Source organism: Sphingobacterium cellulitidis (genome assembly GCF_043187465.1).
Classification (GTDB): Bacteria; Bacteroidota; Bacteroidia; order Sphingobacteriales; family Sphingobacteriaceae; genus Sphingobacterium; species Sphingobacterium cellulitidis.
Window position 1 is genome coordinate 4,262,096 of record NZ_CP171136.1, and the last position, 26,260, is coordinate 4,288,355.

18 protein-coding genes are annotated in these 26,260 nt (G+C 37.2%); 11 read left to right on the forward strand and 7 right to left on the reverse strand.

The features are described from left to right. Window positions 1-55: 55 nt before the first annotated feature. Both ACF3OC_RS18565 and ACF3OC_RS18570 read right to left on the reverse strand, forming a co-directional pair. The gene (locus tag ACF3OC_RS18565) at window positions 56-2,890 is read right to left on the reverse strand and encodes an outer membrane beta-barrel protein (RefSeq protein ID WP_392470407.1); all 2,835 of its coding nucleotides are present in this window, start codon (window positions 2,888-2,890) and stop codon (window positions 56-58) included. A gap of 18 nt (window positions 2,891-2,908) precedes the next feature. Beyond that, complete coding sequence (locus tag ACF3OC_RS18570) at window positions 2,909-3,640, reverse strand: hypothetical protein (RefSeq protein WP_392470409.1); 732 nt, start codon at window positions 3,638-3,640, stop codon at window positions 2,909-2,911. Between the two features lie 265 nt (window positions 3,641-3,905). Here ACF3OC_RS18570 and ACF3OC_RS18575 point away from each other — a divergent pair, with 265 nt between their 5' ends. Beyond that, a complete protein-coding gene (locus ACF3OC_RS18575; protein ID WP_094257448.1) occupies window positions 3,906-4,511 on the forward strand; it encodes a ribonuclease HII in 606 nt (201 codons plus the stop codon). Between the two features lie 238 nt (window positions 4,512-4,749). Further along, window positions 4,750-6,378 (forward strand): IS1182 family transposase, encoded by a 1,629-nt coding sequence (locus ACF3OC_RS18580; RefSeq protein ID WP_392470412.1) that lies wholly within the window; start codon window positions 4,750-4,752, stop codon window positions 6,376-6,378. A gap of 244 nt (window positions 6,379-6,622) precedes the next feature. Here the strand turns inward: ACF3OC_RS18580 and ACF3OC_RS18585 are convergent, their stop codons facing one another. The 5 genes from ACF3OC_RS18585 to rsgA all read right to left on the reverse strand — a co-directional run bounded on the left by ACF3OC_RS18585 (window position 6,623) and on the right by rsgA (window position 14,680). Beyond that, window positions 6,623-9,091, reverse strand: coding sequence for a YfhO family protein (locus ACF3OC_RS18585; protein ID WP_182499707.1), 2,469 nt, complete (start codon window positions 9,089-9,091; stop codon window positions 6,623-6,625). A gap of 173 nt (window positions 9,092-9,264) precedes the next feature. After that, window positions 9,265-9,951 carry a TrkA family potassium uptake protein gene (locus ACF3OC_RS18590; RefSeq protein WP_094257450.1) on the reverse strand — a complete coding sequence of 229 codons (687 nt, stop codon included), beginning with the start codon at window positions 9,949-9,951 and terminating at the stop codon, window positions 9,265-9,267. A 3-nt stretch (window positions 9,952-9,954) separates the two neighbouring features. Beyond that, window positions 9,955-11,739, reverse strand: coding sequence for a TrkH family potassium uptake protein (locus ACF3OC_RS18595; RefSeq protein ID WP_182499706.1), 1,785 nt, complete (start codon window positions 11,737-11,739; stop codon window positions 9,955-9,957). 62 nt (window positions 11,740-11,801) lie between these two features. After that, a complete protein-coding gene (locus tag ACF3OC_RS18600) occupies window positions 11,802-13,607 on the reverse strand; it encodes a hypothetical protein (protein WP_392470415.1) in 1,806 nt (601 codons plus the stop codon). A gap of 152 nt (window positions 13,608-13,759) precedes the next feature. Next, window positions 13,760-14,680, reverse strand: coding sequence for a ribosome small subunit-dependent GTPase A (gene rsgA / locus ACF3OC_RS18605; RefSeq protein WP_094257453.1), 921 nt, complete (start codon window positions 14,678-14,680; stop codon window positions 13,760-13,762). A gap of 121 nt (window positions 14,681-14,801) precedes the next feature. On the opposite strand from rsgA, the gene polA reads away from it, so the two are divergent. From polA to ACF3OC_RS18650, 9 genes are all read left to right on the forward strand, one after another. Continuing rightward, window positions 14,802-17,609 (forward strand): DNA polymerase I, encoded by a 2,808-nt coding sequence (gene polA, locus ACF3OC_RS18610; protein ID WP_392470417.1) that lies wholly within the window; start codon window positions 14,802-14,804, stop codon window positions 17,607-17,609. 6 nt (window positions 17,610-17,615) lie between these two features. After that, window positions 17,616-18,713, forward strand: coding sequence for a toxin-antitoxin system YwqK family antitoxin (locus ACF3OC_RS18615; RefSeq protein WP_392470419.1), 1,098 nt, complete (start codon window positions 17,616-17,618; stop codon window positions 18,711-18,713). A 42-nt stretch (window positions 18,714-18,755) separates the two neighbouring features. Next, a complete protein-coding gene (locus ACF3OC_RS18620; RefSeq protein ID WP_094257455.1) occupies window positions 18,756-19,409 on the forward strand; it encodes a phosphatidylserine decarboxylase family protein in 654 nt (217 codons plus the stop codon). Window positions 19,410-19,445: 36 nt separating this feature from the next. Next, entirely contained in the window at window positions 19,446-20,471 is a 1,026-nt protein-coding gene (locus tag ACF3OC_RS18625) for a sensor histidine kinase (protein ID WP_392470421.1), read from the forward strand. A 74-nt stretch (window positions 20,472-20,545) separates the two neighbouring features. Continuing rightward, window positions 20,546-21,193 carry a DUF47 domain-containing protein gene (locus ACF3OC_RS18630; protein ID WP_182499701.1) on the forward strand — a complete coding sequence of 216 codons (648 nt, stop codon included), beginning with the start codon at window positions 20,546-20,548 and terminating at the stop codon, window positions 21,191-21,193. 32 nt (window positions 21,194-21,225) lie between these two features. Next, window positions 21,226-22,239: an anion permease gene (locus ACF3OC_RS18635; RefSeq protein ID WP_392470423.1), complete on the forward strand. Its 1,014-nt coding sequence runs from the start codon at window positions 21,226-21,228 to the stop codon at window positions 22,237-22,239. Between the two features lie 241 nt (window positions 22,240-22,480). Continuing rightward, a complete protein-coding gene (locus ACF3OC_RS18640; RefSeq protein WP_094257459.1) occupies window positions 22,481-23,857 on the forward strand; it encodes an OmpA family protein in 1,377 nt (458 codons plus the stop codon). Between the two features lie 227 nt (window positions 23,858-24,084). Continuing rightward, window positions 24,085-25,494, forward strand: coding sequence for a tetratricopeptide repeat protein (locus ACF3OC_RS18645; RefSeq protein WP_392470425.1), 1,410 nt, complete (start codon window positions 24,085-24,087; stop codon window positions 25,492-25,494). Next, window positions 25,491-26,234 (forward strand): shikimate dehydrogenase, encoded by a 744-nt coding sequence (locus tag ACF3OC_RS18650; protein ID WP_094257461.1) that lies wholly within the window; start codon window positions 25,491-25,493, stop codon window positions 26,232-26,234. The genes ACF3OC_RS18645 and ACF3OC_RS18650 overlap by 4 nt, the downstream gene beginning before the upstream one ends. Window positions 26,235-26,260 lie beyond the last annotated feature (26 nt).

Below are 26,260 nucleotides of genomic sequence, written 5' to 3' on the forward strand. Positions count from 1 at the left end.
ACTCAAATCTTTTTTTACCAATCAAAATCTAAATACTCTATACTAAATACTACACTTACATTCTCGGTCTTCTCATTCCCGGAGGCATACCGGTATCTTCGGTCGGTGCGATTCCAGAGAATTTCTGAAGTTTAAATGTAAAGGTTAGCATAAAATAACGACCTAGACGATTGGTTTGCCTATCGATGGTCATGTTTTCTTGTACCGTTCTAGAAAGGTTGGTTTGTTCGTTCAACAAATCGAATGCTTGAAAACGAAGTGTACCACGTTGATCCTTTAACAATTTTTGCTCAATATATGTATTGATAATAAAAGGATTTGCACTTGTCAAAGGTCCGTAACCCGAATTAAAGGATTTTGATAAATCTGCTCCAAAAATAGTCGTTGGAGTAATATTTACGGAACCAATCAAGGTTGGAGTCCATGAAGACACATTGTTATTAAAGTCTCCCAATGAGTTTCTGGTATAATTATAAGAATACCTTACTCCAGGATTCAATTCAAAGTTTTCAGATGGATTGTATCTGAACATTAAACCTTGCATGAATACCCAGTTATTGGAAATATTCTGAATTCCTTCAACTGCACTCAGCTCTCTTGCCGTGTAAGAAATATTCTTGTTGTAGCTGACACCACCCATTAACATCAGGTTGTAGGTCTTTTGTTTCAGAGACTTACCATAGTGATAGAATGAACTTAGATTATAAACTGGATCTGATTCGTTCAAATACCTTGTTTCAGAAACCATACCTGCACCTTGAACATTCTCGCGTTTTACAAAAGACACGATTTTATCAGTTGTTACATTACCGTTCAACATGGCAAAGAAAGTATTTCCTTTTTGAAAATCGCCAGCACGGAACCTCATCATCATGCGATGTCTGAATTCAGGATTCAAATCAGGGTTACCAAATACGAGGTTTGTAGAAGTATTACCTACGGCATAAGGCAGCACCTGATTGATACTAGGTTCAGTTGAGGAACCTGAATAATTCAAGCTCAAATTCTTCTGTCTGGAGAACTTATATTCAAAGCGAGCGATTGGCATCCAATTTAAGTTAGAACGATCAATGACCGCACTGTTATTATCACTGGATACATCCCCTTTTAATTGAGATGGTTGAACTGCTGCACCGATGGAATATTTCACTTTATCATTTTCGAAGGCATAGTTTGCTCCGATACGATGAGTCGTAAAGGAATAATCCTGATCATAATGATAATTAAGGATACGATTATCAAGATTAGGTAGGGCAGCACCATCCTCATCAAAGGCATCTTGATATTGTTTGTTGACATAGTTGTTTTTATTGAAATCATAAGAGATCTCAATTTTTCCATGCTCAGAAACGGGCTCCAAATAGGAAAGACTTCCCCCAGCATTCCAACTTTTATTATTGACCTCACGAATGGTCTGCTCATAGATCTCAGCCATCGAAGAATTGGAATTATTTGGATCTGTCACCAAACGATCCAGTACTCCTTGATAATCTTCTGTTGTGGCAGCATTATCATAGTTGAAATTCATGAACAAGTTTCTTCCTTTATCACTCAATTTTCTATTATAAAGTCCACTAATACCAAATCTTGGAACATCAGAAACACTGTTTTCCACACGGGTATCAAAGGTTTCCGTAGCATCACTAAAGTCAAACCAATTTCCTTCGGAGTTCGATTTCGCTTTATTGCCTGTGAATCCGAATTGTGGGGTTAGCTTGATATAATCATTGTCTGAAATATTCCATTCTAAATTTGCTTCCAAACGATGGCTGGAAACAATATTATTGGAAGTAGAGTCAGAACTTTGTTCTAGATTTCCACCTTCCATAAAGTTGGTGGTTAAGCTGTTGGTCAAGGTAGTATTGTCGTCTCTACCGAAGGAGTAACTACCATAGACTTTCAGTTTATCAGAAAAATCATGACGGATATTGACCCCAATTGAACCGACATCAGTAATTCCTGAAGCACCGCCGAACATTCCGCCGCCACCACCAGGTCTTCCACCGCCACCTTGACGCATTCTAGCTCCACCACCGATAGTACGGAAGTCAAACAGGTTTGCATTCACGTTGTTTAGGTTACCAAGAACGGAGACTTGAGTTTTATCCGTCATCCCCATCCACATACCGGTTGCTTGATACCGATCTTCTGTACCATATCCAGCACGCAGGGTGGTCATAAAACCCTTATTGTATTTCGGGTCAATTTGAATGTTGATGATCTTTTCAGAGTTACCTGATTTATTTCCGGTAATATTGGCCATATCACCGTAATCATCTACAACTTGGATTTTCTCAATAATATTTGCCGGCAAGTTTTGGGTTGCCGTTTTCACATCCCCCCCAAAGAAGTCCTTACCATTGATTCTCACTTTAGTAACGCTTTCCCCTTGGGCAGTGACATTTCCATCTTTATCCACTTCCACCCCTTGCAATTTCTTCAAGGCATCTTCAGCCACTGAACCTTCTCTAAGTTTCAGGTCCCTGGTGCTGTATTCGACAGTATCACTTTTCACTTGTACAGTTGGTACACCTTCAATTACAACTTCTTCAATTTGATTTTCATTAACATCTAACTCAAAACTAGGGATTTGTAATTCCTTTTGCCCTTGAGGGAAATCGAATTCCTTTTCGTAAGGTGAGAAGCCAAGGCTACTGACTCTGATTTTAAATTTTGTGGCTTTAACGTTGGTAAAAGTGTAGAAACCAGCATTGCTGGAACTGGTTGCGACGGTATCAGTATCTGTAATTAAACGTACAGAAGCACCAGATATCGGTCGGGATTCAGTATCCCTCAGCATTCCAGAAACTTCACGGCCCGATTGACCGTAAGCAGTAATTCCCATAGCCAAGAAGCAAAAGCAAGTCAAGGCTTTCAATAATTTATCCATATATCAATTAAACTAATTCTAGTTCAGAGTCCCCAAAATCCAAGCATCGAGCTTGAATTTATAAGGACTTTTTACTGTAGGGGTATATTGCCCATACATTGATCCTCGAGGGTCCGGTCTGCTTTTAATTGTTTTTTGTAATATGGAAAATCTGTTGTTAATCATGATTTGAATGGCGATTGGATTTTTCAAATCCTTGATACCAATTGCCTGAATCGGAATTTTTGATTCATAGACCAAAACATCATTATCCATCAGTTTTGCTACTGCATGCACGCCATAAGTATTTTCAAATGACAGCCTTCCATCTACAATTCTTGCAAACCCCTTCACCCCATAACCCCTGCTTCGCTTGATAAACTCTTCGCGAACATTCATATTCGGGAGGTTTTCATCGTTACGCATAGCCCTGATAGACTCACTGTCCGGAATAGGAAAGATTAATAATGCACCATCTTTCTTTTTACCTTCAGGGTTGATATTCACGATGATACCATTTCGGGTTGCTTCCTGCTGTAATGCAAGGTCCTTAATTTGAACTGCTGTATACAAATAGTTAGCGTCGTTTGTAACAGCGAAACTCCAGCTGGAATCTTGACCTATTATAGATAACTGATTTCCCCATTCCTTAATATCCCCATCCACTGCAACCTCTAAACTGGGTAAAATCGCGTATCGATCTTTTTTCTTCTGCGCCAACAAATTTGAACTAGCAAAGATTAAAATGGCAATAATGATATTCCTTTTCATACTTTTTAAGTATTCTTCTTTCTATCAGCAGTATAAGAAAAAAAATTATATTCCCGAATACCTCACAAAGAAAAACACAAGAAGTGTAAATTAGTGTAAAAGGAAATTAATCACGGAGATGTTACAGATTTTTATAGTAGTAAGTATTAAGTATTTAGTAGTAAGACTTGCCTTTCAAGTTGATCTTTTATGAGGATAATTTAAATTGGAGCGGGGTTATTTTTGGAAGTTCGATCAATCTAATTACTAAATACTATCTTTAGGGATGATTTCTACTTTACTATCTACATTTCAGGAGGAATATTTAGAGGCGGGTTGTGATGAGGCGGGGCGTGGGTGTTTGGCGGGTCCGGTATTTGCGGCGGCGGTGATTTTTCCGGCGGGATATTCGAATCCGGTATTGAACGATTCCAAGAAATTGTCGGAAAAAAAAAGGATGGAACTGCGTCCTATTATTGAGAAGGAGGCATTAGCGTACGCTGTTGCCAGCGTGTCTGCGGAGGAAATTGATAAAATAAATATTCATAAGGCGTCCTATTTAGCGATGCATAAGGCTTTGGATATTCTGGGGGTAAAACCTGAATATCTAATTATTGATGGCAATAAATTTATCCCATATGGCAGTGTTCCACACGCCTGTATTGTAAAGGGTGATGGGAAATACCTATCCATTGCTGCAGCCTCTATCCTAGCAAAAACCTATAGGGATGAATATATGGACAATATTGCGGTTGATTTTCCGGAATATGATTGGTTGAAGAACAAAGGTTATCCTACCATAAGACACCGGGAAGCAGTGTTGAAGTTGGGATTAACGCCACATCATAGAAAGACATTTAGGGTTAGCGAACCGCAGTTGAAGCTGTTTTAGAAAGTGGAGGTGGAAAAGCATTCATGGTTTTTGATTTTAATTGTTTTTTTATATTAGGAATTGGCGGGTGAAAGGGAAAACTCCAGAGGAGTTTAATGTTAGTAGTAGATATTACCAATGAGATAGAGGCTGTCTAATAAGGTCTCTAAAAAAAAATAACCCCGTCATTAAAAAATGGCGGGGTTTTCTGTTTTTTGTCCTTAAGATTTAGTATCTTAAGGTGCACCCAAAAAACAATATGGCAAACATACAATTCAAAGCTCTTCCATCCAATAGTCCGAGTCTATTTCCTGAAAATATTTTTGATCGTATTCCATTGAACCATCCTGTTCGGTTGGTGAATCAGGTTGTTGATCAGTTGGATCTGGATCATATTATCCGACTTTATAAAGGGGGAGGCACTACTAGTTTCCATCCCCGGATGCTCATCAAAGTGTTGTTCTACGCCTATTTAAGCAATATCTATTCTTGCCGAAAGATTGAACGCGCCTTACAAGAGAACATCTATTTCATGTGGCTTTCTGGCAACAGTACCCCTGATTATCGTACGATCAACTATTTCAGGGGGAAGCGTCTTAAGGGGCAAATACAGGAGTTGTTTGCAAGTATCGTCCGGATGTTACATGAAATGGAGTACGTCAGCCTGAAAGTTCAGTATGTTGATGGTACCAAGATCGAATCTGCAGCTGGTCGTTATACGTTTGTATGGAAGAAATCGGTTGAGAAAAACAAGGTAAAGTTAGAAGCGAACATCGCTTCGGTTCTTGCCGATATTGATGCGCAGATTACCCAAGACCAATCTACATTAGGCAATCAAGAAGTTAGCAAGGCTATCGACAGCACGCAGCTGAAGGAAAAGATCAAAGCGATCAATGCAAAGCTCAAAGTGGCCAATAAGTCTACCGATAAGCAGCTTAAGAAACTCGAAGATGACTACTTGCCACGATTGCAGAAATATGAAGAACAGCTGAAAATACTAGGGGATCGCAATAGTTATAGTAAGACCGATACCGATGCTGTGTTTATGCGCATGAAAGAGGATCACATGAAGAACGGTCAACTCAAACCCGCCTACAATACACAGATCAGTACCGAGGAACAGTTCATCACCCATTACAGTATCCATCAGACTACCGCAGACACGACAACCCTACCGGAACATTTGGAAGGCTTTGAGTCCCGTTACGGAAAACAAAGTGAGTCAATCGTCGCAGATGCCGGATATGGCAGTGAGCAGAACTATGAGTTGTTGGAAGGACAGGATATAACCGCTTTTATCAAGTACAATTACTTCCATATGGAGCAGAAGCGAAAGCATAAGCAGGATCCTTTTTCGGTACAGAACCTATATTACAATGATCAGGAGGATTTTTATGTGTGTCCGGCAGGACAGAAACTAAGCTTTGTCGGACAAACAACCAGGGTCAGTACCAACGGATATGCCGCCCAGGTGAGCTGCTATCAAGCTCAGCGATGTGAGGGCTGTCCGATGCGTGATGGGTGTCATAAAGCACAGGGCAATCGTCTGATTGAAGTCAATCACCGCCTTGCTTGGCTCAAGGCTAAAGCTAGAGAAAGACTACTATCGACACAAGGGCTATACCATCGAAGCAAAAGACCCGTGGAAGTCGAAGCGGTATTTGGACAGATGAAAAGCAACAACAAGTTTACCCGCTTTAGTATGAAAGGACTCGAGAAAGTTACTGTGGAGTTCGGATTGATGGCTATTGCCCATAACCTAAGAAAATGGGCAAAAAAGTGGAAAAACAAAACTTTAATTGGTAAACCTGGTGGCAACAACTCCCTATTTGCGATAAATCAAGCTATCAGCGTGATGAAAAGTACAGAAAATCGACTTGCAGCTTAATATTGTTTATGAAAATATAATTGAGATCAAGAAAGGTATTAAAATAAAAGAAGGTGCCTTTTTAGACACCTTCATTATTTTTTAGGCTATCTGTTACTAATATTGAACCCCTCTGGGGTTCTTGACTCCGCTTCCTATTTATGAATCGTTTGAATTAATCAGCCAACTGATTGATTAAACGGGATGTAAAGCCAATAAAAAAGGGATTCTGAAAAGAATCCCTTTTTTATTGGAATATGTATTTCTAAATTTTCTCTTTTCTATGTTTTAGTGATAACCAAATGGCGAATCCTAATCCTAATACTAGGATAATGGATGCTACCAAGGATATGATATTACTGATGCGCATGGAGTCAGGGGCAAAAATAAATTCTACTTTATGGTTACCGCCTGGTAATGAAAGTCCTCTTAATAGATAGTCTGTACGGATAATCGGCACTTCTTCGCCATCTACATAAGCTTTCCAGCCTTTATCATAGAAAATCTCAGAGAATACGGCGAACACATTGTTTCCTGCTGAATATTCATATTTCAAGGTATCTGGATGGTACGAAGTCAATTTGATTTCTGCGTTGGTTGGTTGACCAATGCTTGCATTGCCTATCTGCCCTTTTAATCCTTCATTGATGATTGCTTCCTTTTTCGGATCGAAGGTATTCAAGGCGTCCATCTCTGCTTGGTTGCTATTTACAAACCTAATGTTGTTTACAAACCAAGCATTTCCTAAAGCTGAGCTTCTACGGTGGATTCTATCTGAATTATTGCTTTGATCTTTGCTGATGATATAGCGAACATTTAACATATCCAATACATCCTCATTAAAATCACCATTAAATTGATTCTCCAATAACTCTTGGAAACGCATCAATTTTGCGGCATGATATCCACCAATGCTTTTGTGGAAAAAGGATGTGCTTGCATCGTTGAATGGACTTGTAGTCAGGTCAAATACACGGTATGACAAGTCTTTATCCAAATGAATCAACTGATCAACCTCCCGTTCAGGAATAGGTTTTTCATAAATACTTTTATCAACGAAGGACTCTGAATTTAAATATCTTTTATCAACTGCCCATAGATCCACAATAGTGATCACCGCAATTGCAGCAGTAAGAACAGCCACTGTAAGTTTCTTCTTAACATAGAACCATACAAATCCTGCTGTTAAAACGACAATAAAGAATGAGCGCCAAGCATCAGAAGAAGCTAGATCGGCACGGTCTTTTAATAAGGCATTCGCCAATTCAGCACCTAAAGTTGGGTCTTGAACTTGTTGTTGCAATGCCGCAACAAATTCTTGGTGATTAGCAGTGCGTAATGCAAGAATACTTGGCATTAAAGCAATCATTAAACAAATAATGGCTACTGCTCCCCCAGAATACAATACTTTTTTATCTAAATCCTTAATTTCATTTCCTCTGGTTATGATTTCATTCAATCCCATTATTGCAAGTAATGGAATCAATACAGATGGAATCACCAATATCGATTCAACCGCTCTGAACTTGTTGTACATTGGCAAGTAGTCAAAGAACAAATCAGAAATAAAAGGAAGATGACGACCGAAAGAAAGGAAAATAGTCAGTACGGTTGCTGCAAGAATCCACCATTTTAAGCGATCCTTCACAACGAATAAAGCAAGGACGAATAAAAAGATGATTCCAGCACCAAAATACCAAGGTCCGGAAGTGAAACGCTTATCGCCCCAGTAAGTTGATAAAGCTCTATTAGCATATTGCAAAGCTTCAGCTTTTGAAGCTCCTATTTTCTCAATTACTTTTACGGAATTTGACTTTTCGGTCATTGTACCACCAGAGCGACCACCATATGCATTAGGGATCAAGAAGGTAATATTTTCACCGATTCCTTGGCTCCATTCATAAGCATATTCCTTATCTAATCCAGCGTTTGATTTTCCAGAAGCATCTGTTTTCGTAAGATTAGCTTTACCACGGATTGTTTCCTTACTATATTCATAGGTTGGAAATAAAACCGATGCATTGACTAATACTGCTATAACAACACCTATTAATTGAAGCCCTGTGGCTTGTAGGAATTTATTCAGTTTTTTATCGCGGATTGCATAATACAACTCAAAACCCACCAAAACCATTAAGGCAATGAACAGGTAATAAGTCATTTGAATGTGGTTAGCTCTGAGTTCGAGCGCTAGGAACAATGCCAAGAGGCTTGGTCCCCAGAATTTACTTCCGCGGTAACAGAGGATTACAGAACCAATAATTGGAGCGAAATAGGCGATTGCATAGGCTTTATTGATGTGCCCTGCTTCGACATATATCATATTGTAGGAGGAGAAGGCGAGTGCAACAGCACCGATTGCCGCTACCCAAGGTCGTAATCGTAAGACCGAGAACAGGAAATATCCGCCTAATAAGAATAATAATAATACATCGGAAGGAGGAGGAAATACGGCTCTGATAGCTGGTCCAATATGTGTTGTGATGTTACTGGCATGATCATACCAAATTTGATAAGTTGGCATACCCCCAAACATGGAATTGGTCCATAACGGAGTAGTTCCATCTTTTTCCCTGTACTCAAAAATTTCTTTTTGACTACCACGTGCTTGCATCACATCGCTTTGCAACAAAGTTTTTCCTTGCCAAACTGGCGTAAAATAAAACACCACTAAAAGCAAGAAGATGCCTATAATGATTAAGTGATTCTGATTTTCCTTAAACCAAGTTTTCATCTAGTAATGAATAGGATTATTAATGATATAGCCCCAAAAATATAGAATTGATGTGAGATTTGGGTTATATGGGATGAGAAAGTTGAAAATTAAGAGCAGCAATGCCGTTAATATCCGAACACATTGTTTGCAGAAGTTAATCTTTCCACGATATAGTAAGAAAAACCAGCATCTTAACCCTTTTGTATCAGGTCTTTAATGTTTGCCAGCTCTCCAAACAAGACTAATAAATCATTTTCCATAAGGACTGTATCAGATTTAGCAATACCCGATGCTTCCTTGCTTAATCTTGTCGTTCCTTCTCTGGTGGTTTGATTTTCCACATGAACAGTGGTCAATACAATTACTTTATATTTATTGGTCAAATCAGCCTCTTTAAGGGTCATCCCAATATATTTAGTTGGGACCTTCGTTTCAATAATACTGTATTTCTCAGAAATTTTAAAAGAGTCAACGATATCGATATTATCCAAACGCATGGCTAATCGTTCAGCTGCTTCTTCCTCAGGCATGATATATTCATCGATATTCATGGCTTCAAGCACCGTTTTTTGAAGCTCAGAAACAACACGACCAATGATCCTTTTGACTTTAAGCTGTTTTAACAGTGCTACTGTCATTAAACTGGCGCCTTCTTCCTCACCAATTGCGACAATTACCGCGTTACTTTCTCGTAGTGGCAAGGAACTTACCGCATCTCGGTCAGTACTATCAAGACAAACCGTATGCGTAATACGATCTTTAGTTTGCTCCACAATACTCATATTCTTGTCTGCAGCAATCACTTCATGGCCTAGCTCCGTCAAGTGAATCGCCAATGACCGTCCAAAATGTCCTAAGCCTAATACAATATACTTCATATGTTAAAACAGTACTTTTTCAGTTGGATAAATATAACTTTTGTTCTTTGTGTTTTTAATGAATGCCACCAGGAGAGTCAACATCCCTACCCTACCTACAAACATGGTAAACATTAAAATGATTTTACTTGTTGCCGTCAATGAGGATGTAATTCCCATGGATAGCCCACAAGTTGTATATGCAGAAACCGATTCAAACAATAAGGGTATCATTTGTTGATTCGGATCTGAGAAATTCAATAAGATAAAACTCAGCGTAATCGTTAATACTGACAGTAAGATAATGGCGAAAGCCTTGTTTACCGATTCAGAAGCGATTTTCCGTTTATAGATTTCAATAGATTCCTTGCCTTTAGCTAGTGCGACAATATTCATTAACGCGATTGCAATCGTGGTGACCTTTACTCCGCCACCTGTTGAACCAGGTGAAACCCCTATCCACATTAACGTCACAAACATGATTAATGTTGGGATATTGATAAAATTTAAATCTACACTATTGAATCCTGCCGATCGGGTGGAATTTGCCATAAAAATGGAAGTGGCCCACTTCCCAAAGGAGGATTTATCAGCCATCAAACTATGATCTTGTTCCAAAACAAAGAACGAGATTGTAGCTAAGAGAATAACAGTCACATTACAGACTACGATAAAACGCGAATTAAAAGAGAATACCTGAGGTTTATAGCGGTAGCTTTTTTTCTGGATCAATCGCTGTATGATAGACTTTACTTTTTCCTGAACCCAGGTGTAGAAATTGAAGATAGTACCGAATCCAAAGCCCCCTAAAATAAACATGGAGGCCACTGCTAACTGAAAGTTATAATTAAAACGGTAGGAATCATTCATGACACCATCTTTAATAATTGTAAATCCAGCATTACAGAATCCTGAGATTGCATGGAAGCAGGAGAAAAACACCATTTCACCGAGGGAATCGAAATGTTTCGCATCCAAGGAACTAAAAATTAAGATGGCTCCAATAAACTCAAAAAGTAGTGTTATAAAGATGATGGTCAATAAGGTTGAAATAACGGAATTCAGTTTATTTTCCCCCAATATCTCACCGAACATCAATTGATTCTTAAAGGAGAAACCTCCGGAGAAGAAATATCCGAAGAAGCCTGTAAAGGTCATAATTCCCAATCCACCCACCTGGATGAGTGCCATGATTACGGATTGACCGAATACGGAGAAATTAGTCGAAATATCCGTTGTTGAGAGTCCGGTAATACATACTGCACTGGTTGCCATAAAAAATGCATCCACAAAGCTCAAGGGGGCTTCTATAGTGGTTCGGGGAAGCATAAGTAGAAATGCTCCAAGAATAATTAAGCCCAAGAAACTGATGACAAATAGTATGGTTGGATTAAAATAAAAATTGTCGAAGAAAAGACTATTCTTAGAAAGTTCGGAGAGGAAAATAATGGCAATACCGAGATAAAGCCATTCATCCTTGGCGAATGTCGAGAGGAATCCGCCAGTCATTCTAGAGATAGTGATCAATAAAAAATAGGCACTGACCATTACTCCTGTATAATGCGAGACATTGATTCGTCTGGCAACTAAAATGGAGGAAGAGGTTCGAATGATTTCAAAAAGAAAAAGACCGTAGTATAAGATAACAACAGCTTTGTCTGTGGTTTTAGCAATGATTGGATCAGTAATATAACCAACATGCACGACCATCATAACGGCGCTGATCAAACTGACATAAAAAACAATCTGATCAACGGTTTTCTTTTTATACCGGAAAATATATTTTAGGAAGCTATAAACTGAATCCATCTATCTACAAACATAGCAATATCATACTGAAGCCCTAAGTTTTAAAAATCTTTCACGTGAAACTAATTTTCATTTTCTTCCTCTTTTTTATCTTTTTTCTTGAATAATCCTTTGAAGAATTTACCTGTTTTCTTGATTACTCCTTTTGTTTCTTCCATCACTTCTTTTCCTTTTTCGGCAGCTCCCATTAATTTGGCTTCACGTTCTTTACTGATACCAGCACATTGTTTTATACCGTCCAGTAAACTCTGCCACATGGTTTTGAAAAAAGTATGCTCCGGCACCCTTTTATAATTCACCTTCCCTATATGATATTTCTCATTAGCATCTGGATTACTATCGTTAATCAGGATATTATTGACCACAAAGGATAAAACGCCTTTTTTCGTCTTGCTCATTCCTGGGTCTACGGCATTCATTAAATTCAGTTTCAGATGGTCATAATCAAATCTGAAATCACCCCAGTTTCTGTAATCATTGGCTTGAAAATTAAAACTGATGCTCCGGATGTTACCTGAAGATATTTCAGCATTCAACAAAGGAGTCAGGATTTTATTGAACGAAGTGGCCTGCATTCTTCCTAGACTTCCCTTATAGGTATGATATCCATCTTTACTCAACATATCAAAGCCAAATTGAATTTTCAATAGTCCTGAATTCATGATTTTAGCCTGCAAATCTGCCCGCATGAATTTATTCTTTGCCAAGAGGGTGCTGTCATTGGTGACATTTGTTAATGTTCCGCGTGCCTTATTAAAGGTAATTACCCCTTCTTTATGGAATTTTGCGGAATACTCACCATATAAAACATCAATATTATCAACATAAACTGTATCAATACGGATTAGCTGTTTGACTTTCATCAATTGTTGATGAGGAGATTTACCTATTTTGGACGCACTTTTTTTAGGATATCGTTTATCATTATACAATGAAACTGATCCGTTTTTAATTTGCACATGTTGGGCAATGGTCTGTTGATTATCAATAAGCTCCTTAAAGTCTAATTTCTCAAAGCGAAGGGTATCGAATTTCATAACAGCCATGGTTATATTTTGATTTCTGGCTTTGAAATAGGTTGCTTTATTCATCTTAGGCGCATATTCAACCTTTGTTAACAAGACATTTTGGTCCCTGGTATTCATTAACAGTCGGTCGAATTTTGCTTTATAAATTCCATTGGATAGCTCGTATTCAAACTTTGGAACATCTACTTCTACCATTTTTGTATAGAACAAACGGGTGGTATCATGGATGGAAGCTTGATCGACTAAGATATCATGCACCTTGATCCCAATGCTATCCAGTTCAATATCACTGGATTTCCCTTCTTCGATCTTTGAAAACTTAAACTTTATATTATCGATGTGGATATCCCTAACATTGATGGAGCTAAAAACATCTTTAATATTATCATATAGCGTTTTGGATTGCTTAGGTTGAATGGTATCATTATAAGCATGTCTTTCGGATATCATGTGGATATCCGGGGAGTCGAAATTGATTTCTTTAATATATAGTTTTCGATTCTTGATTACATCCCAAATACTAAAGCGACGGACTTTCAAGGCCGATAGTTTAATATGATATCGGCTATTTGGAGCTTCTTTGGAGAGCACCATCCTCTTATAGACGGCAGAATCAGGAATTAGCTCTGCATTCTTTAAGGTTACATTTCCTAGAGCAACATTCAGGTCCAGGTCATCATACTTTAAAGAATATAGTCCATTGGTGGCATTTGTAACAGTTTCCTTGAGTTTAGTCTCGACAATTGGTTTCCAATTTCGGCTATAGTACCACCCTACTCCGATTATAGCCACAATGATGACGACTACAATTCCAATAATCCATTTCCAAATAGGTTTCATAAATATCAATAAAGCGGTTTATCTTAGCTTGTGTTATTGTCTAACAACAATTCAGCCAATATGTTTATTTGTCCAAGAAAATTTTATTGAAATTAAATTAGGTAAAATAAAGGAAAATATTCTCTTGAATTTAGTACAAGAAACTTGAATTATTAATTCCTGTTATTTTCATTGTTATAGATACTCAAATAACTATCGTAACGAGAGGGTTCAATTTCACCGTTTTCCAATGCTTCGAGCACCGCACATCCCGGCTCATTGATATGTCTACAGTTGTGAAACCTACATTGATTGAGGAGGTTTCTCATTTCTGGAAAATAGTGGGAAAGTTCTTGCGGTTCAATATCCACAATCCCCAATTCCCGAATTCCTGGTGTATCTATCAATTTTCCTCCAAAGGGCAAATCAATCATTTCCGCAAAGGTGGTGGTATGCTTTCCTTTATCCGACCAATCCGAGATATTTCCGGTTTTTAGATCGGAACCCGGAATAATAGCATTGATTAGGGTGGATTTACCGACCCCTGAATGTCCTGAAATTAAAGTTATCTTATCTTTCAATACCTCATTCAAGTCATCAATATTTTCTTTTTCCAATGCAGACACGGTGTAACAAGGGTATCCCAGATCTTTGTAGATGGCAATGTACTCAGCTAATATTTCCAAGCCTTCTTCAGAGAATAAATCGAGTTTATTGAAAACCAGTGCTGCCGGTATACCATATGCTTCGGCAGTAACCAAAAACCGATCAATAAAACCAGTTGAAGTCGGTGGGGATGCCAATGTCACCACCAGCATGGCGAGGTCCAGGTTAGCCCCAATAATCTGGGTCTGTTTAGAAAGGTTGACGGAACGTCGAATGATATAATTTTTTCTAGGTTCCAGCTTTGTAATGACAGCGCTTTGTAGGCCTTGTTCAATTTCGAATTCCACCCAATCTCCTACGGCAATAGGGTTAGTTGTTTTAATACCTTGAGTTCTGAATTTACCTTTTATCCTACATTCCAATCTTTCACCACTTTCGGCCAAAACTTGGTACCAACTACCAGTAGATTTCGTTACAAGTCCGCGCATATCAGTTTTTCATATTTTTTAAAAATACAAGCAATACCCGCAAAAATGGAAAAAAATAATTAATCTTTAGGTCTATTTGATTTTGTTAACTTTGTTTTACAGCTATAAAAAAACAAAGAATTTGAAAAAGTTATTTCTTTTAGACGGGATGGCCTTGATATATCGTGCATACTTTGCATTGAGTAAAACGCCACGAATTACTTCATATGGACTGAATACAGGAGCAATTATGGGTTTTACCAATACCCTGCTAGAGGTATTAAACAATCAAAAGCCCACACATATCGCTGTAGTATTTGACACTGCTGCCCCAACCAACCGACATTTGGAATTTGAAGCCTATAAAGCTCAACGCGAGAAAATGCCGGAGGATCTAGCCGCTTCCATACCTTATATATATAGATTAATCGAAGGTTTTAATATTCCTATTATTACCATGGACGGCTATGAGGCAGATGATATCATTGGTACCCTAGCTAAAAAAGGTGAAAAGATGGATTATACGGTATATTGTATGACCCCGGATAAAGATTTTGGACAGCTGGTTTCCGAAAATATCTTTATTTATAAACCTGCCAGAATGGGAAATGGCGCTGAAACATTGGGCGTTCCTGAGATTTTGGAAAAATGGGAAATCAATAATGTACATGAGGTAATCGATATTCTTGGTCTATGGGGCGATGCTGTAGATAACATTCCTGGAATACCAGGGATTGGTGAGAAAACAGCTAAAAAATTGATTCAAGAGTTTGGTTCAATTGAAAACCTGATACAAAATACAGATAAACTAAAAGGAAAACTCAAGGAAAATGTTGAAAATCATGCTGAGCAAGGGTTAATCTCCAAAAAATTGGCCACAATTTTATTGGATGTACCGGTTGAGTTTGATGAGAAATCATTGGAATTAGAAAAACCTAACAAAGATGCCTTGGAGCCTTTGTTTGTGGAGCTTGAATTCAGAACCTTGGGAAAGCGAGTATTTGGGGATGAATTCAGCATGGCAGATACCGGAAATCCAAAATCTGCTCAAATGGATTTGTTTTCTATACACAATGATGCAAATATAGATGCTTCTAGAAACAATGGAAATTCTGAAAGCATAGAACCACAGTCTTTTACTAATATTCAGAACACTACTCACCATTATATTTTACTGGATACAGAAGAAAAGCAAAGAGATTTCGTCAAAATTCTTGAGAAGGAAAAATCTTTCTGTTTTGATACGGAGACCACAGGTTTGGATGCGCTTCAAGCGGAATTAGTTGGTTTATCCTTTGCAATAAAAGATTATGAGGCCTATTATATCCCAGTTAGTGCGGATCCAACTGAAGCACAAAAGACAGTAGATATTTTCAAGGGAATTTTAGAAAATGAAAGCATTTCTAAAATTGGTCAGAATTTAAAATACGATATTTTACTTTTATCCAGGTATAATGTTGATGTGAAGGGTGAGTTTTTCGACACCATGCTAGCACATTACCTGATAGACCCGGACACTCGCCATAATATGGATTACCTTTCGGAGACCTATTTAAATTACACTCCAGTTTCTATCACCGAGTTAATTGGTGCTAAAGGTAAAAACCAAGGCAACATGCGCGATGTTGATGTTGAGTTGGTGAAAGAATATGCTTCTGAAGATGCGGACATTACCCTTCAATTAAAAAATAAATTTGCTCCACTACTGGAAGAAACATCTACTCTTCAATTGGCTCAAACCGTTGAGTTTCCTTTGTTAAAGGTTTTGGCGGAAGTGGAAAGAAATGGAGTTAAGATAGATGTTGATTCCTTAAAGCAATATTCGATAGAAATTGAAAAGGATGTCAAAAAATTAGAGCAGCAGATATATGAGAAGGCAGGAGTTACCTTTAATATTGCCTCTCCCAAACAACTTGGGGAAGTATTATTCGATAAGCTCCAACTGGATCCGAAAGCTAAAAAGACAAAAACCGGTCAGTACAAGACTGGCGAGGATGTGTTATTGGCATTGGCCAACAAATCGGATATCGTTCAAGATATTTTGGATTTTAGGCAGTTGCAGAAATTAAAGTCCACTTATGTGGATTCACTTCCAACTTTGATTAATCCCAATACTGGATTAATCCATACCTCTTATAATCAGGCTGTGGCTGCTACAGGGCGTTTAAGCTCTACCAATCCGAATCTTCAAAATATTCCTATCCGTACTGAAAGAGGTCGAGGGGTGAGAAAAGCATTCATCAGTAGAAATGAAAACTGGACCTTGTTATCTGCCGATTATTCACAGATTGAGTTAAGAATAATGGCTGAATTGAGTCAAGACGTAAATATGTTGGAGGCTTTCAAACAAGGCTTGGATATTCACCGTGCTACAGCAGCTCGTGTTTATGGAGTATCGTTGGATGAGGTTAATTCGGACATGAGGAGAAATGCCAAAGCGGTAAACTTCGGGATTATTTATGGTCAATCGGCATTTGGACTATCTCAAAACCTTGGAATCAGTAGAAAAGAAGCTGCAGAGATTATTGACCAATATTTTAGTCAGTATACCGGAATTCGGAAATACATGGGCGAGGTGATTGAGTTTGCGAAAGAACACGGCTATGTGGAGACAATCTTAAAACGTAGACGTTATTTGCGAGATATTAACTCGGCAAATATGACGGTTAGAGGATTCGCAGAGCGAAATGCCATCAATGCTCCGATTCAAGGTTCAGCGGCGGATTTAATAAAAATTGCGATGATCAATATCCAAAAGGATATCGATGAAAAGGGATTGGAAGGCAAAATGATCATGCAGGTGCATGATGAACTTGTTTTCGATGTTCCAAATCATGAAATCGATATATTCAAATCGATCATTGAAAACAGGATGAAAAATGCGATTGAACTTCAAGTTCCAATTGAAATAGAAATTGGAGAAGGTAAAAATTGGTTAGAAGCCCATTAATAAGCGATGAGATTAGTTTTCAGTATAATAATTATTTGTATTACATTTTTGAATGGATCGGCTCAAGAATCAAAGCCTGTTTATTTTGAAAATACTGGAAATGACTTGGTCAGATTCTATTTTGACAGCAATTATTACTTGGTTGATAAAAACTGTGAATACAAGAGTATCGAGCGAGTAGCTAGTTTTGATGCTTCTAGCAGTAAATTTATTGGTTCATTCACCGATTTTGATTTGAATGGACATCCAATTTTGGAAGGTAATTATATTGACGGGAAGAAATCAGGGATTTTCAAGGCTTATCATCCAAACCGTTCATTAAAATGGGAATCAACTTTTGTTGATAATAAACCGCAGGGAGAATGGCGATATTATTATCCTGATGGCCAACTGATGATGTTAGTGGATTTTGGTACAGATTATATTAAAGTAATGGAATTTATTGATACCAGGGGGCGAAAGTTGGTTGAAAATGGCAATGGAAGGTTTGATTTTAAAGTTCCATTCCAAGGTTACAACCCCTATGGATTTCCATTTGTAAAACAAAAGGGTCAGTTAAAGGATGGTGTACCTGATGGGGTTTGGCAAATTTACTATGAGGCTGATAAGGTAAGGGATTTAGTGGCGGAAGAGGTTTATTATAGAGGCATATTTAAGTCTGGTTATGATTTGATCAATGATTATGAATATCAATCTCCAGTTTTTAGCATTTTACCAATAGAAAACTTCTTTAGAGCGGAGAAATTCATTTCAAAAGGATGTAATTATGATGAAATAGCTGGTTACAACGCTTATTTATCGGATTATTTAACAAATTCATTCGAATCATTTGAGACGGTTGCTCCTTTTGAGCAGGAATTTGAATATACGGTGCAGGTAAGCAAAGATGGAAATCCTTCGAAATTGCATGTTACCAAGGATCTTCCCTATGAATTAAGCAGAACCTTTGGCTTGGTATTAAAAGGGGTGGAACGCTATATTCCATCCTTTGTAAATGCTGAATACATTCAGGATGAGGTTACTGTAAATGGAAAGGTCAATAGTAATGCAGAAGGAAAATTAATCTTCCATAGCTTGAAAATAAGTCGGAAAAACGAACAATAGGACATTTAGTAAGAATAATTATATTTGCACAAATATTCCATTATGAAATTTCACAAAGAAGGTTATACCAGTTTAGCGATAGTAGTCTTATTTATTTTTATCATAAATGCGATTGCGCATTATTATAATGCTGGACCAATAGTAAAATGGATTATCTATATCGCTTCGGCATTTTTATTAATTACGATTATTCAATTTTTCAGAAGCCCTAAGAAAACCATACAATTGGATGAAGGGGTAATCTTATGTCCTGCTGATGGAAAAGTGGTTGTTATTGAAGAAACCGAAGAAACTGAATATTTGAAAGACCGTAGGATTCAGGTTTCAATTTTTATGTCGCCGGTCAATGTGCATGTGAATAGAAATCCTATTTCTGGCATTGTTACATTTTTCAAATATCATCCTGGAAAATTTTTAGTTGCCTGGCATCCAAAATCTTCGACAGATAATGAAAGAACAACTGTTGTTGTAAAGAACAAATCTGGCGTTGAAGTTTTATTTCGTCAAATCGCTGGTGCAATGGCCAGAAGAATTGTTTGGTATGTGAAAGAAGGCCAGGATGTGCAACAAGGTGAAGAGTTTGGATTTATTAAATTTGGATCAAGGGTGGATTTATTCTTACCACTTGATGCAAAAATCAATGTGAATATAGGTGATAAGGTTACAGGTGGAAAAACTATTATTGCACGTTTTTAAACCTTTAGAAACATTTCAACTTATACAAGGTATGCCATGAACTTTCGTACACTAATCCTCGTAATAAGTTTCGTTTTCTCACTGACGTTATCAGGGATGAACTACTATTACGAGCGTGACATCCCTACCTTTTCATTTATCCTAATCCTAAGTTTTGTCCTTTCGTTTAGTCTCCTAAACTATGTTTTTCAAAAATTTGTATACGAAAGAATAAAATCTGTATACAAATTAATCCACAATCTTAAACTTGGAAAAGAGCTTAAAGATGCCTTGGGGGATCACAAATCTGAAGATCCTATTGGCGATGCTGAAAAAGAGGTTCGTGACTGGGCGAAACAAAAAACAATAGAAATCAATCAACTTAAAGCACAAGAAAAGTTCCGCAAAGAATTTCTTTCCAATATTTCCCACGAATTTAAGACTCCGTTATTTGCCATCCAAGGTTATATTGAAACCCTACAGGATGGTATGATTGAAGATAATCCGGAGATGGCGGAAAAGTTTTTAAATAAAGCAGCCAGAAACCTAGACCGATTAAGCTATTTAATCCATGACCTTGATGAGATTGCAAAATTGGAATCAGGGGAAGTTCCCATTCTGAAAGAGAAATTTGATATTGTTGCGCTCATTCGTGAAGCAATTGATGATTTGGAATATAAGGCCAATGAAAATAATATCAATTTAATTTTCAATACGAAAGGGAATAATCCTATCCAAGTCATTGCTGACCGAAAGAAAATTCAACAGGTTTTAGTGAATCTAATTGATAACTCTATTAAGTATGGGAAGAAAGGCGGTAAAACAATTATCAAGGTTCACTTATTAATAGATCAAATACTTATTGAAATCACTGACAATGGACAAGGAATTGAGGAAAAGAATCTTCCACGGGTATTTGAACGTTTTTTCAGGACGGATAAGAGTAGATCAAGGGAAATTGGAGGTTCAGGCTTAGGTCTTGCTATTGTAAAACATATTATTGAAGCGCATCAGCAAAATGTACATGTTCGTAGTACAGAGGGGATAGGGACGACCTTTTCTTTTACATTGGAGAAAGCTTAATTTCAGTGATTTATTAAAACTTAACATTAACTTAACATTAAGTGCATATTTTTGCGCTACTTAAAATAAGAGTTATGTCTTTAAATAGCATTTTTCAATACTTTGTCCCAAAGGACAAGAAATTTTTCCCATTATTTGAACAAGCTGGATCAAACTTAATTGATATGGCTAAGCTTCTAAAAGAAAGCGTTCATACTAATGATCTTCAACTTAGAAAGGATAATTCCAAATTATTGGAAGACCTGGAACACAAAGGAGATAATCTTACCCACCAAATCCATTTAGAATTAGGAAAAAACTTCATCACCCCATTTGATAGAGAGGATATCCACGCTTTGGCGAGTTCTTTGGATGATGTTGCTGATTTTATTCATGGTGCATCCAACAGAATGGAACTTTACAAGGTTACAGAGCCTAGTGAAGCGATGAAAGAGATTTCAAGTTTAATCTTAGAGGCTACTGAACATGTTGCAAAAGCATTGTTCGAGCTTAAAGATTTAAAAAACATCAGAAACATTACTGATTCTTGTGTACGCATCAATAGTGTTGAAAACAAAGCAGATTATATTTTTGACAAAGCCGTTGCGGAATTGTTTGAATATGAAAAGGATGCCATCAACCTAATCAAGAACAAAGAAGTTTTATCTGCAATGGAAGACGCAACGGATAAATGTGAGGATGTTGCCAATGTATTAGAGAGTATTCTTGTGAAGAACGCTTAATTTTTTAATAAGATTCACAACAATATTATATTATGGCTATAACCACATTATTAATTGTCGTAATCGTCTTGGCTATTGCCTTTGATTATATCAATGGATTCCATGATGCAGCCAATTCCATTGCGACCATCGTTTCGACCAAAGTATTGACCCCCTTTATGGCAGTGCTATGGGCAGCCTTGTTTAACTTCGTTGCTTATTTTGTTTTCACTGACCATAAGGTTGCTAATACTATCGCAAAAACGGTCATAGAAGAATATATCACCCTCGAGGTCATTTTTGCAGGTTTAGTTGCAGCTATTGCCTGGAACTTATTTACCTGGTATTATGGTATTCCATCCAGCTCCAGCCATACCTTAATTGGTGGATTTGCAGGATCAGGAATGGCATACGCTCTTTTTTTAGGGGCAAATCCTATGGAAGCAATCAACTTAAGCGCGACTTTAAAGATTGTTTCTTTTATCGTTCTGGCTCCATTAGTAGGTATGACAATATCAATTATCATTACTTTGATCATTATTAACATCTGTAAAAAGGCAAGACCTGCAGTTGCAGAGAAATGGTTTAAGATTCTACAATTAGTTTCATCAGCAGGATTAAGTTTTGCTCACGGAGGTAACGACGCGCAGAAGGTTATGGGTATTATTGCCACAGCATTAATCGCACAAGGAGTAATTGGTAGTTTTGAAGAGATGCCAGAATGGGTTCCATTAGCTTGTTACTTTGCTATTGCAGCAGGTACTATGAGTGGGGGTTGGAAAATAGTAAAAACAATGGGAACCAAAATCACTAAGGTAACCCCATTGGAAGGTGTAAGTGCCGAAACGGCAGGTGCCATTACCTTAGGGATTACAGAACATTTTGGTATTCCAGTTTCAACTACTCATACCATCACTGGATCGATTATCGGGGTAGGAATTGTAAAAAGGGTTTCTGCGGTTCGTTGGGGAGTGACCATTAGTTTATTATGGGCTTGGATATTAACAATCCCAGTTAGTGCATTGTTAGGAGGATTAACTTTAGCTATTATTCATTATATTTTGTAGTAAAAATCATACAGAGCATGGCTATAATGCACTTATTTATTGACAAATAATAAAGTTTTAATAAAATATTTGTGTTATTTAATGTTAATAAGTATTTTTACGCGGCAAAAGTACCAAAGATAAACATCTTCAACGTACATTTTCCAATTTAACATTTTTTGGCATCGTTATTGTTAAGTTATGTTAAATTGATTAACAACTAGAAACAATTAAAAATTTTAATAACCTTAAAAAAAAGAGTATGAACTATTCTACAATTAAAAAAACAGCTGTTGCAGCTTCTTTAGTAGCCGCTTTAGGTTTCGCAGAAACTGCTCAAGCACAAACCCCAACTGTATTTGGTGGTAGATCACAATACAGAACTTGGTCAATTGGTGTTCAAGGTGGTATCACTACTCCTAACACTATCTTAGGTGGCCAAAACGGTTTCGGACAAAAAGTTGGATATTTCCAAAACAAAGTTGGTGAATATTATGGATTAACTATCCGTAAACAATTCTCTCACCTTTTCGGTTTAGAATTAGAAGGTAACCGTGGTCGTATCAAAACTTACAACCATGACTTAGTTACTAACCCTGAGAACAGTTTAGGTGCAAGATCTGCTGAAACTTCAGTTAACTGGGCAGCTAGCTTAAATGGTGTATTCCAATTAGGTACTATCGACTTCATGAGAAGAGAAAACGCTGTTAACTTCTACGCTAAAGTAGGTTTAGGTGTTATGGCTCATAACCCTGTTCAATTCGCTAACAACGATTTCACTGGTAACGAAGTTTACAACAACAAAGGTCAATGGGGTGAAGAAATCTTCGGTGACCGTGAAAAAGTTGGTGACCGTGACAACCGTTTAACTGGATTCGTACCAGTTGGTGTTGGTGTTAAATTTAAATTATCTGAAGTTGTTGCCTTGAACTTAGGTTACACAATGAACTTCACTGATGATAACTTATTATACGGACCAGTTCGTTACGACGGAAAACAAAAATTCTCTAACGTATACGGTGGTTTAGAGTTCACTTTAGGTTCTCGTGATAAAGAAAGCTTAACATTCACAAACCCAGTTGCTACATTATATGATGAGTTGAAAGACCCTTCATTACGTAACGAAGTTGAAGCATTGAAACAACGCGTATCTGCATTAGAAGGTACTGTTGATCAATTAAGCAAAGATTCAGACGGTGACGGTGTATCTGATAAATTTGATAAATGTCCAGGAACTCCTGCTGGTACAGTAGTTGATGGTTCAGGATGTCCTATCAAATTCCCAGAGCAACAACTTACTGAAGGTACTACTTCAGGATACTACGCTCCAATTCAATTCGAATTTGATAGCTCAGTATTGAAAACTGAATCTTACTCTACTTTAGATAAATTAGCTAAAGAATTGAAAGATAACAATGCATCAGTTACTTTAGATGGTTATGCATCTGCTGAAGGTACTGAAGCTTACAACATGAACTTATCTAAAGACCGTGCTAATGCAGTTAAACAATACCTAGTTAACGCTGGTGTATCTGCATCAAGCATCAACGCTACAGGATACGGAGAAGCTAACCCAGTTGCTTCTAACGATACTGAAGAAGGTCGTGTTCAAAACCGTCGTGTTGAAATCAAAAAATAATTGTTAGTTAATAACAATTTAAAATAAAGAAAGCCAGCTGAATAAGCTGGCTTTTTGCTGTTTTAATCAAGTATTTACAATGTAATTACTTATTAAACTTTACCTTTGGATAATTAGGTAGTCTAAAATTGTGAATATGTTGAAAACAATTACATATTCAGATGTTCAAAAAATAGTATTTTCATTTAGGAATTGGAGAGTACGATAAAATTTAAAAGAGGAGTATAATGGAAGAAGATTTTGAATTTGGAACCCCTGAGGAACAAAAATTCTCAGTGGATCGCTACGAGGAAATGCTTCGAAACGAAGACCAGTACTTTTTTGACGCAAAAGCTTTCGAGAGTATCATAGACTATTATATTACTAAAAACGATTCAGTCAAAGCTTTACAAGTAATTGAATTCGCGTCCGCCCAACATCCGTTCGAAACCTTGTTCTTAATTAAAAAAGCGCAACTATTAGCAAGTACACTTCAGTATGAACCTGCTTTAGAAGCTCTTAGCAAGGCCGAACTTTTGGAACCTTCGGAAGGCGACATTTACCTAATCAAAGGAACTATCCTATCTTCATTGCAAGAACATACCCTTGCTGAAGAAAATTTCTTTAAGGCGCTTGAATTAAGCGATGCAAAAGATGAAGTCTATTATCAAATTGCAGGTTTATATCAAATGCAAGGATCCTACGAAAAGGCAATCGCATTCTTGAAAAAAAGTCTTAAAGCAAATAAAGATAATCAAGATGCGCTATACGAAATTGCATTCTGCTATGATGTCATGGAACAACAGGAAGAAAGTATTCAATTCTACCTGCAATATATTGACACTGATCCATATTCATACGCAGCTTGGTATAATCTAGGAAATGCATATCATAAACTGGGGGATTTCCCAGCAGCAATAGATGCTTATGATTATGCAATCTTGATCAATGAAAACTTTTCCTCTGCCTATTTCAACAAAGGAAATGCTTTGGTAAATCTTGATCGCTATTCGGAAGCTATCGAAGTTTATAAACAGACTTTTGAACATGAAACGCCAAACGCTGACACTTACTGTGCAATCGGTGAATGTTATGAGAAATTGGAACTCATGGATGAAGCAAGACAGTATTATAAAAAAGCTGTAAAACTTGACAGCAATCAAAGTGACGCATGGTTTGGAATTGGAGTAACACTTGATTTTGAAGAACGCTACTTTGAATCTTTACATTTCTATAAAAAAGCTCTGGAAATCGACGACGAAAATCCAGATTATTGGTTTGCCATTGCAGATGCAAGATATAAATTAAAGCAATTCGACCAATCCATCGAAGCATATGCCAAGGTGGTTGAACTGAATCCAACTGATGCTGAAGCTTGGTTAGATTATTCTTCTTTACTTTTCGAACAAACGAGAGTAACTGAAGCTATTGAAGTAATTTCTGAAGCGATAAAATGTAATCCAGATGAGGCTACGCTATACTATAGAATGGTAGCTTATATGTTTGCAGCTGGTAAATATACTGACGCGCTGAGCTTCTTAGAATTAGCATTGAATGTTGATCCTGAAAAGCATTACATTTTATTTGAATACTTGCCTCAACTTCAAGGGAACCAAATAATAGTCGATATCATTAAAAAGTATTCAGAAGGAAGATGAAAAAATTAGGGTTAATTGGTTATCCTCTAGGACACTCATTTTCCAAAAAATATTATCTAGAAAAATTTGAGAAAGAGGGTATTAAGAACATTGATTATGACTTATATCCTCTTCCTTCAATTCAAGATTTTCCAAATCTTTATGAAAACCATCCAGAATTCTATGGAGTCAATGTGACTATTCCATATAAACAGGATGTTATGCAGTATATAACAGAGCTGTCTGAGGAGGCGAAAGAAATTGAAGCTGTCAATTGTATTCAGATAAGAAACGTTGATGGAACGACCCATTTGAAGGGGTTTAATACTGATGCATTCGGTTTCCAAAAATCATTGGAACCTTTACTTACACCTCAACACAAAAAAGCTTTAATATTTGGTAATGGCGGAGCCACAAAGGCTGTTGCTTATGCATTAAAGAAACTGGGGATTGATTATCAAGTGGTAAGCAGGACAAAGTCTGCTGAGAATATTACCTACGAAGACCTAAGCCCAGAATTAATACAAGAATCAACCTTGTTGGTAAATTGCACTCCTTTAGGAACTTTTCCAAAAACTGAAGAATGCCCCAACCTTCCTTATGAAGCGATTACGGAAAAGCATTTATTATATGATCTGATATACAACCCAGAAGAAACATTATTCTTAAAAAAAGGAAAAGAAAAAGGTGCTAAGATTAAGAATGGTTACGAAATGTTGATTCTTCAAGCAGAAAAAAACTGGGAAATCTGGAATCAATAGCAATACCCATTTGCTTAGAAATATTT

What these genes read in the sequence shown, in the direction of transcription:
- ACF3OC_RS18565 (WP_392470407.1), bottom strand. Translation starts at nt 2,890, where the DNA reads ATGGATAAATTATTGAAAGCCTTGACTTGCTTTTGCTTCTTGGCTATG.
- ACF3OC_RS18570 (WP_392470409.1), bottom strand. Translation starts at nt 3,640, where the DNA reads ATGAAAAGGAATATCATTATTGCCATTTTAATCTTTGCTAGTTCAAAT.
- ACF3OC_RS18575 (WP_094257448.1), top strand. Translation starts at nt 3,906, where the DNA reads ATGATTTCTACTTTACTATCTACATTTCAGGAGGAATATTTAGAGGCG.
- ACF3OC_RS18580 (WP_392470412.1), top strand. Translation starts at nt 4,750, where the DNA reads ATGGCAAACATACAATTCAAAGCTCTTCCATCCAATAGTCCGAGTCTA.
- ACF3OC_RS18585 (WP_182499707.1), bottom strand. Translation starts at nt 9,091, where the DNA reads ATGAAAACTTGGTTTAAGGAAAATCAGAATCACTTAATCATTATAGGC.
- ACF3OC_RS18590 (WP_094257450.1), bottom strand. Translation starts at nt 9,951, where the DNA reads ATGAAGTATATTGTATTAGGCTTAGGACATTTTGGACGGTCATTGGCG.
- ACF3OC_RS18595 (WP_182499706.1), bottom strand. Translation starts at nt 11,739, where the DNA reads ATGGATTCAGTTTATAGCTTCCTAAAATATATTTTCCGGTATAAAAAG.
- ACF3OC_RS18600 (WP_392470415.1), bottom strand. Translation starts at nt 13,607, where the DNA reads ATGAAACCTATTTGGAAATGGATTATTGGAATTGTAGTCGTCATCATT.
- rsgA (WP_094257453.1), bottom strand. Translation starts at nt 14,680, where the DNA reads ATGCGCGGACTTGTAACGAAATCTACTGGTAGTTGGTACCAAGTTTTG.
- ACF3OC_RS18615 (WP_392470419.1), top strand. Translation starts at nt 17,616, where the DNA reads ATGAGATTAGTTTTCAGTATAATAATTATTTGTATTACATTTTTGAAT.
- ACF3OC_RS18620 (WP_094257455.1), top strand. Translation starts at nt 18,756, where the DNA reads ATGAAATTTCACAAAGAAGGTTATACCAGTTTAGCGATAGTAGTCTTA.
- ACF3OC_RS18625 (WP_392470421.1), top strand. Translation starts at nt 19,446, where the DNA reads ATGAACTTTCGTACACTAATCCTCGTAATAAGTTTCGTTTTCTCACTG.
- ACF3OC_RS18630 (WP_182499701.1), top strand. Translation starts at nt 20,546, where the DNA reads ATGTCTTTAAATAGCATTTTTCAATACTTTGTCCCAAAGGACAAGAAA.
- ACF3OC_RS18635 (WP_392470423.1), top strand. Translation starts at nt 21,226, where the DNA reads ATGGCTATAACCACATTATTAATTGTCGTAATCGTCTTGGCTATTGCC.
- ACF3OC_RS18640 (WP_094257459.1), top strand. Translation starts at nt 22,481, where the DNA reads ATGAACTATTCTACAATTAAAAAAACAGCTGTTGCAGCTTCTTTAGTA.
- ACF3OC_RS18645 (WP_392470425.1), top strand. Translation starts at nt 24,085, where the DNA reads ATGGAAGAAGATTTTGAATTTGGAACCCCTGAGGAACAAAAATTCTCA.
- ACF3OC_RS18650 (WP_094257461.1), top strand. Translation starts at nt 25,491, where the DNA reads ATGAAAAAATTAGGGTTAATTGGTTATCCTCTAGGACACTCATTTTCC.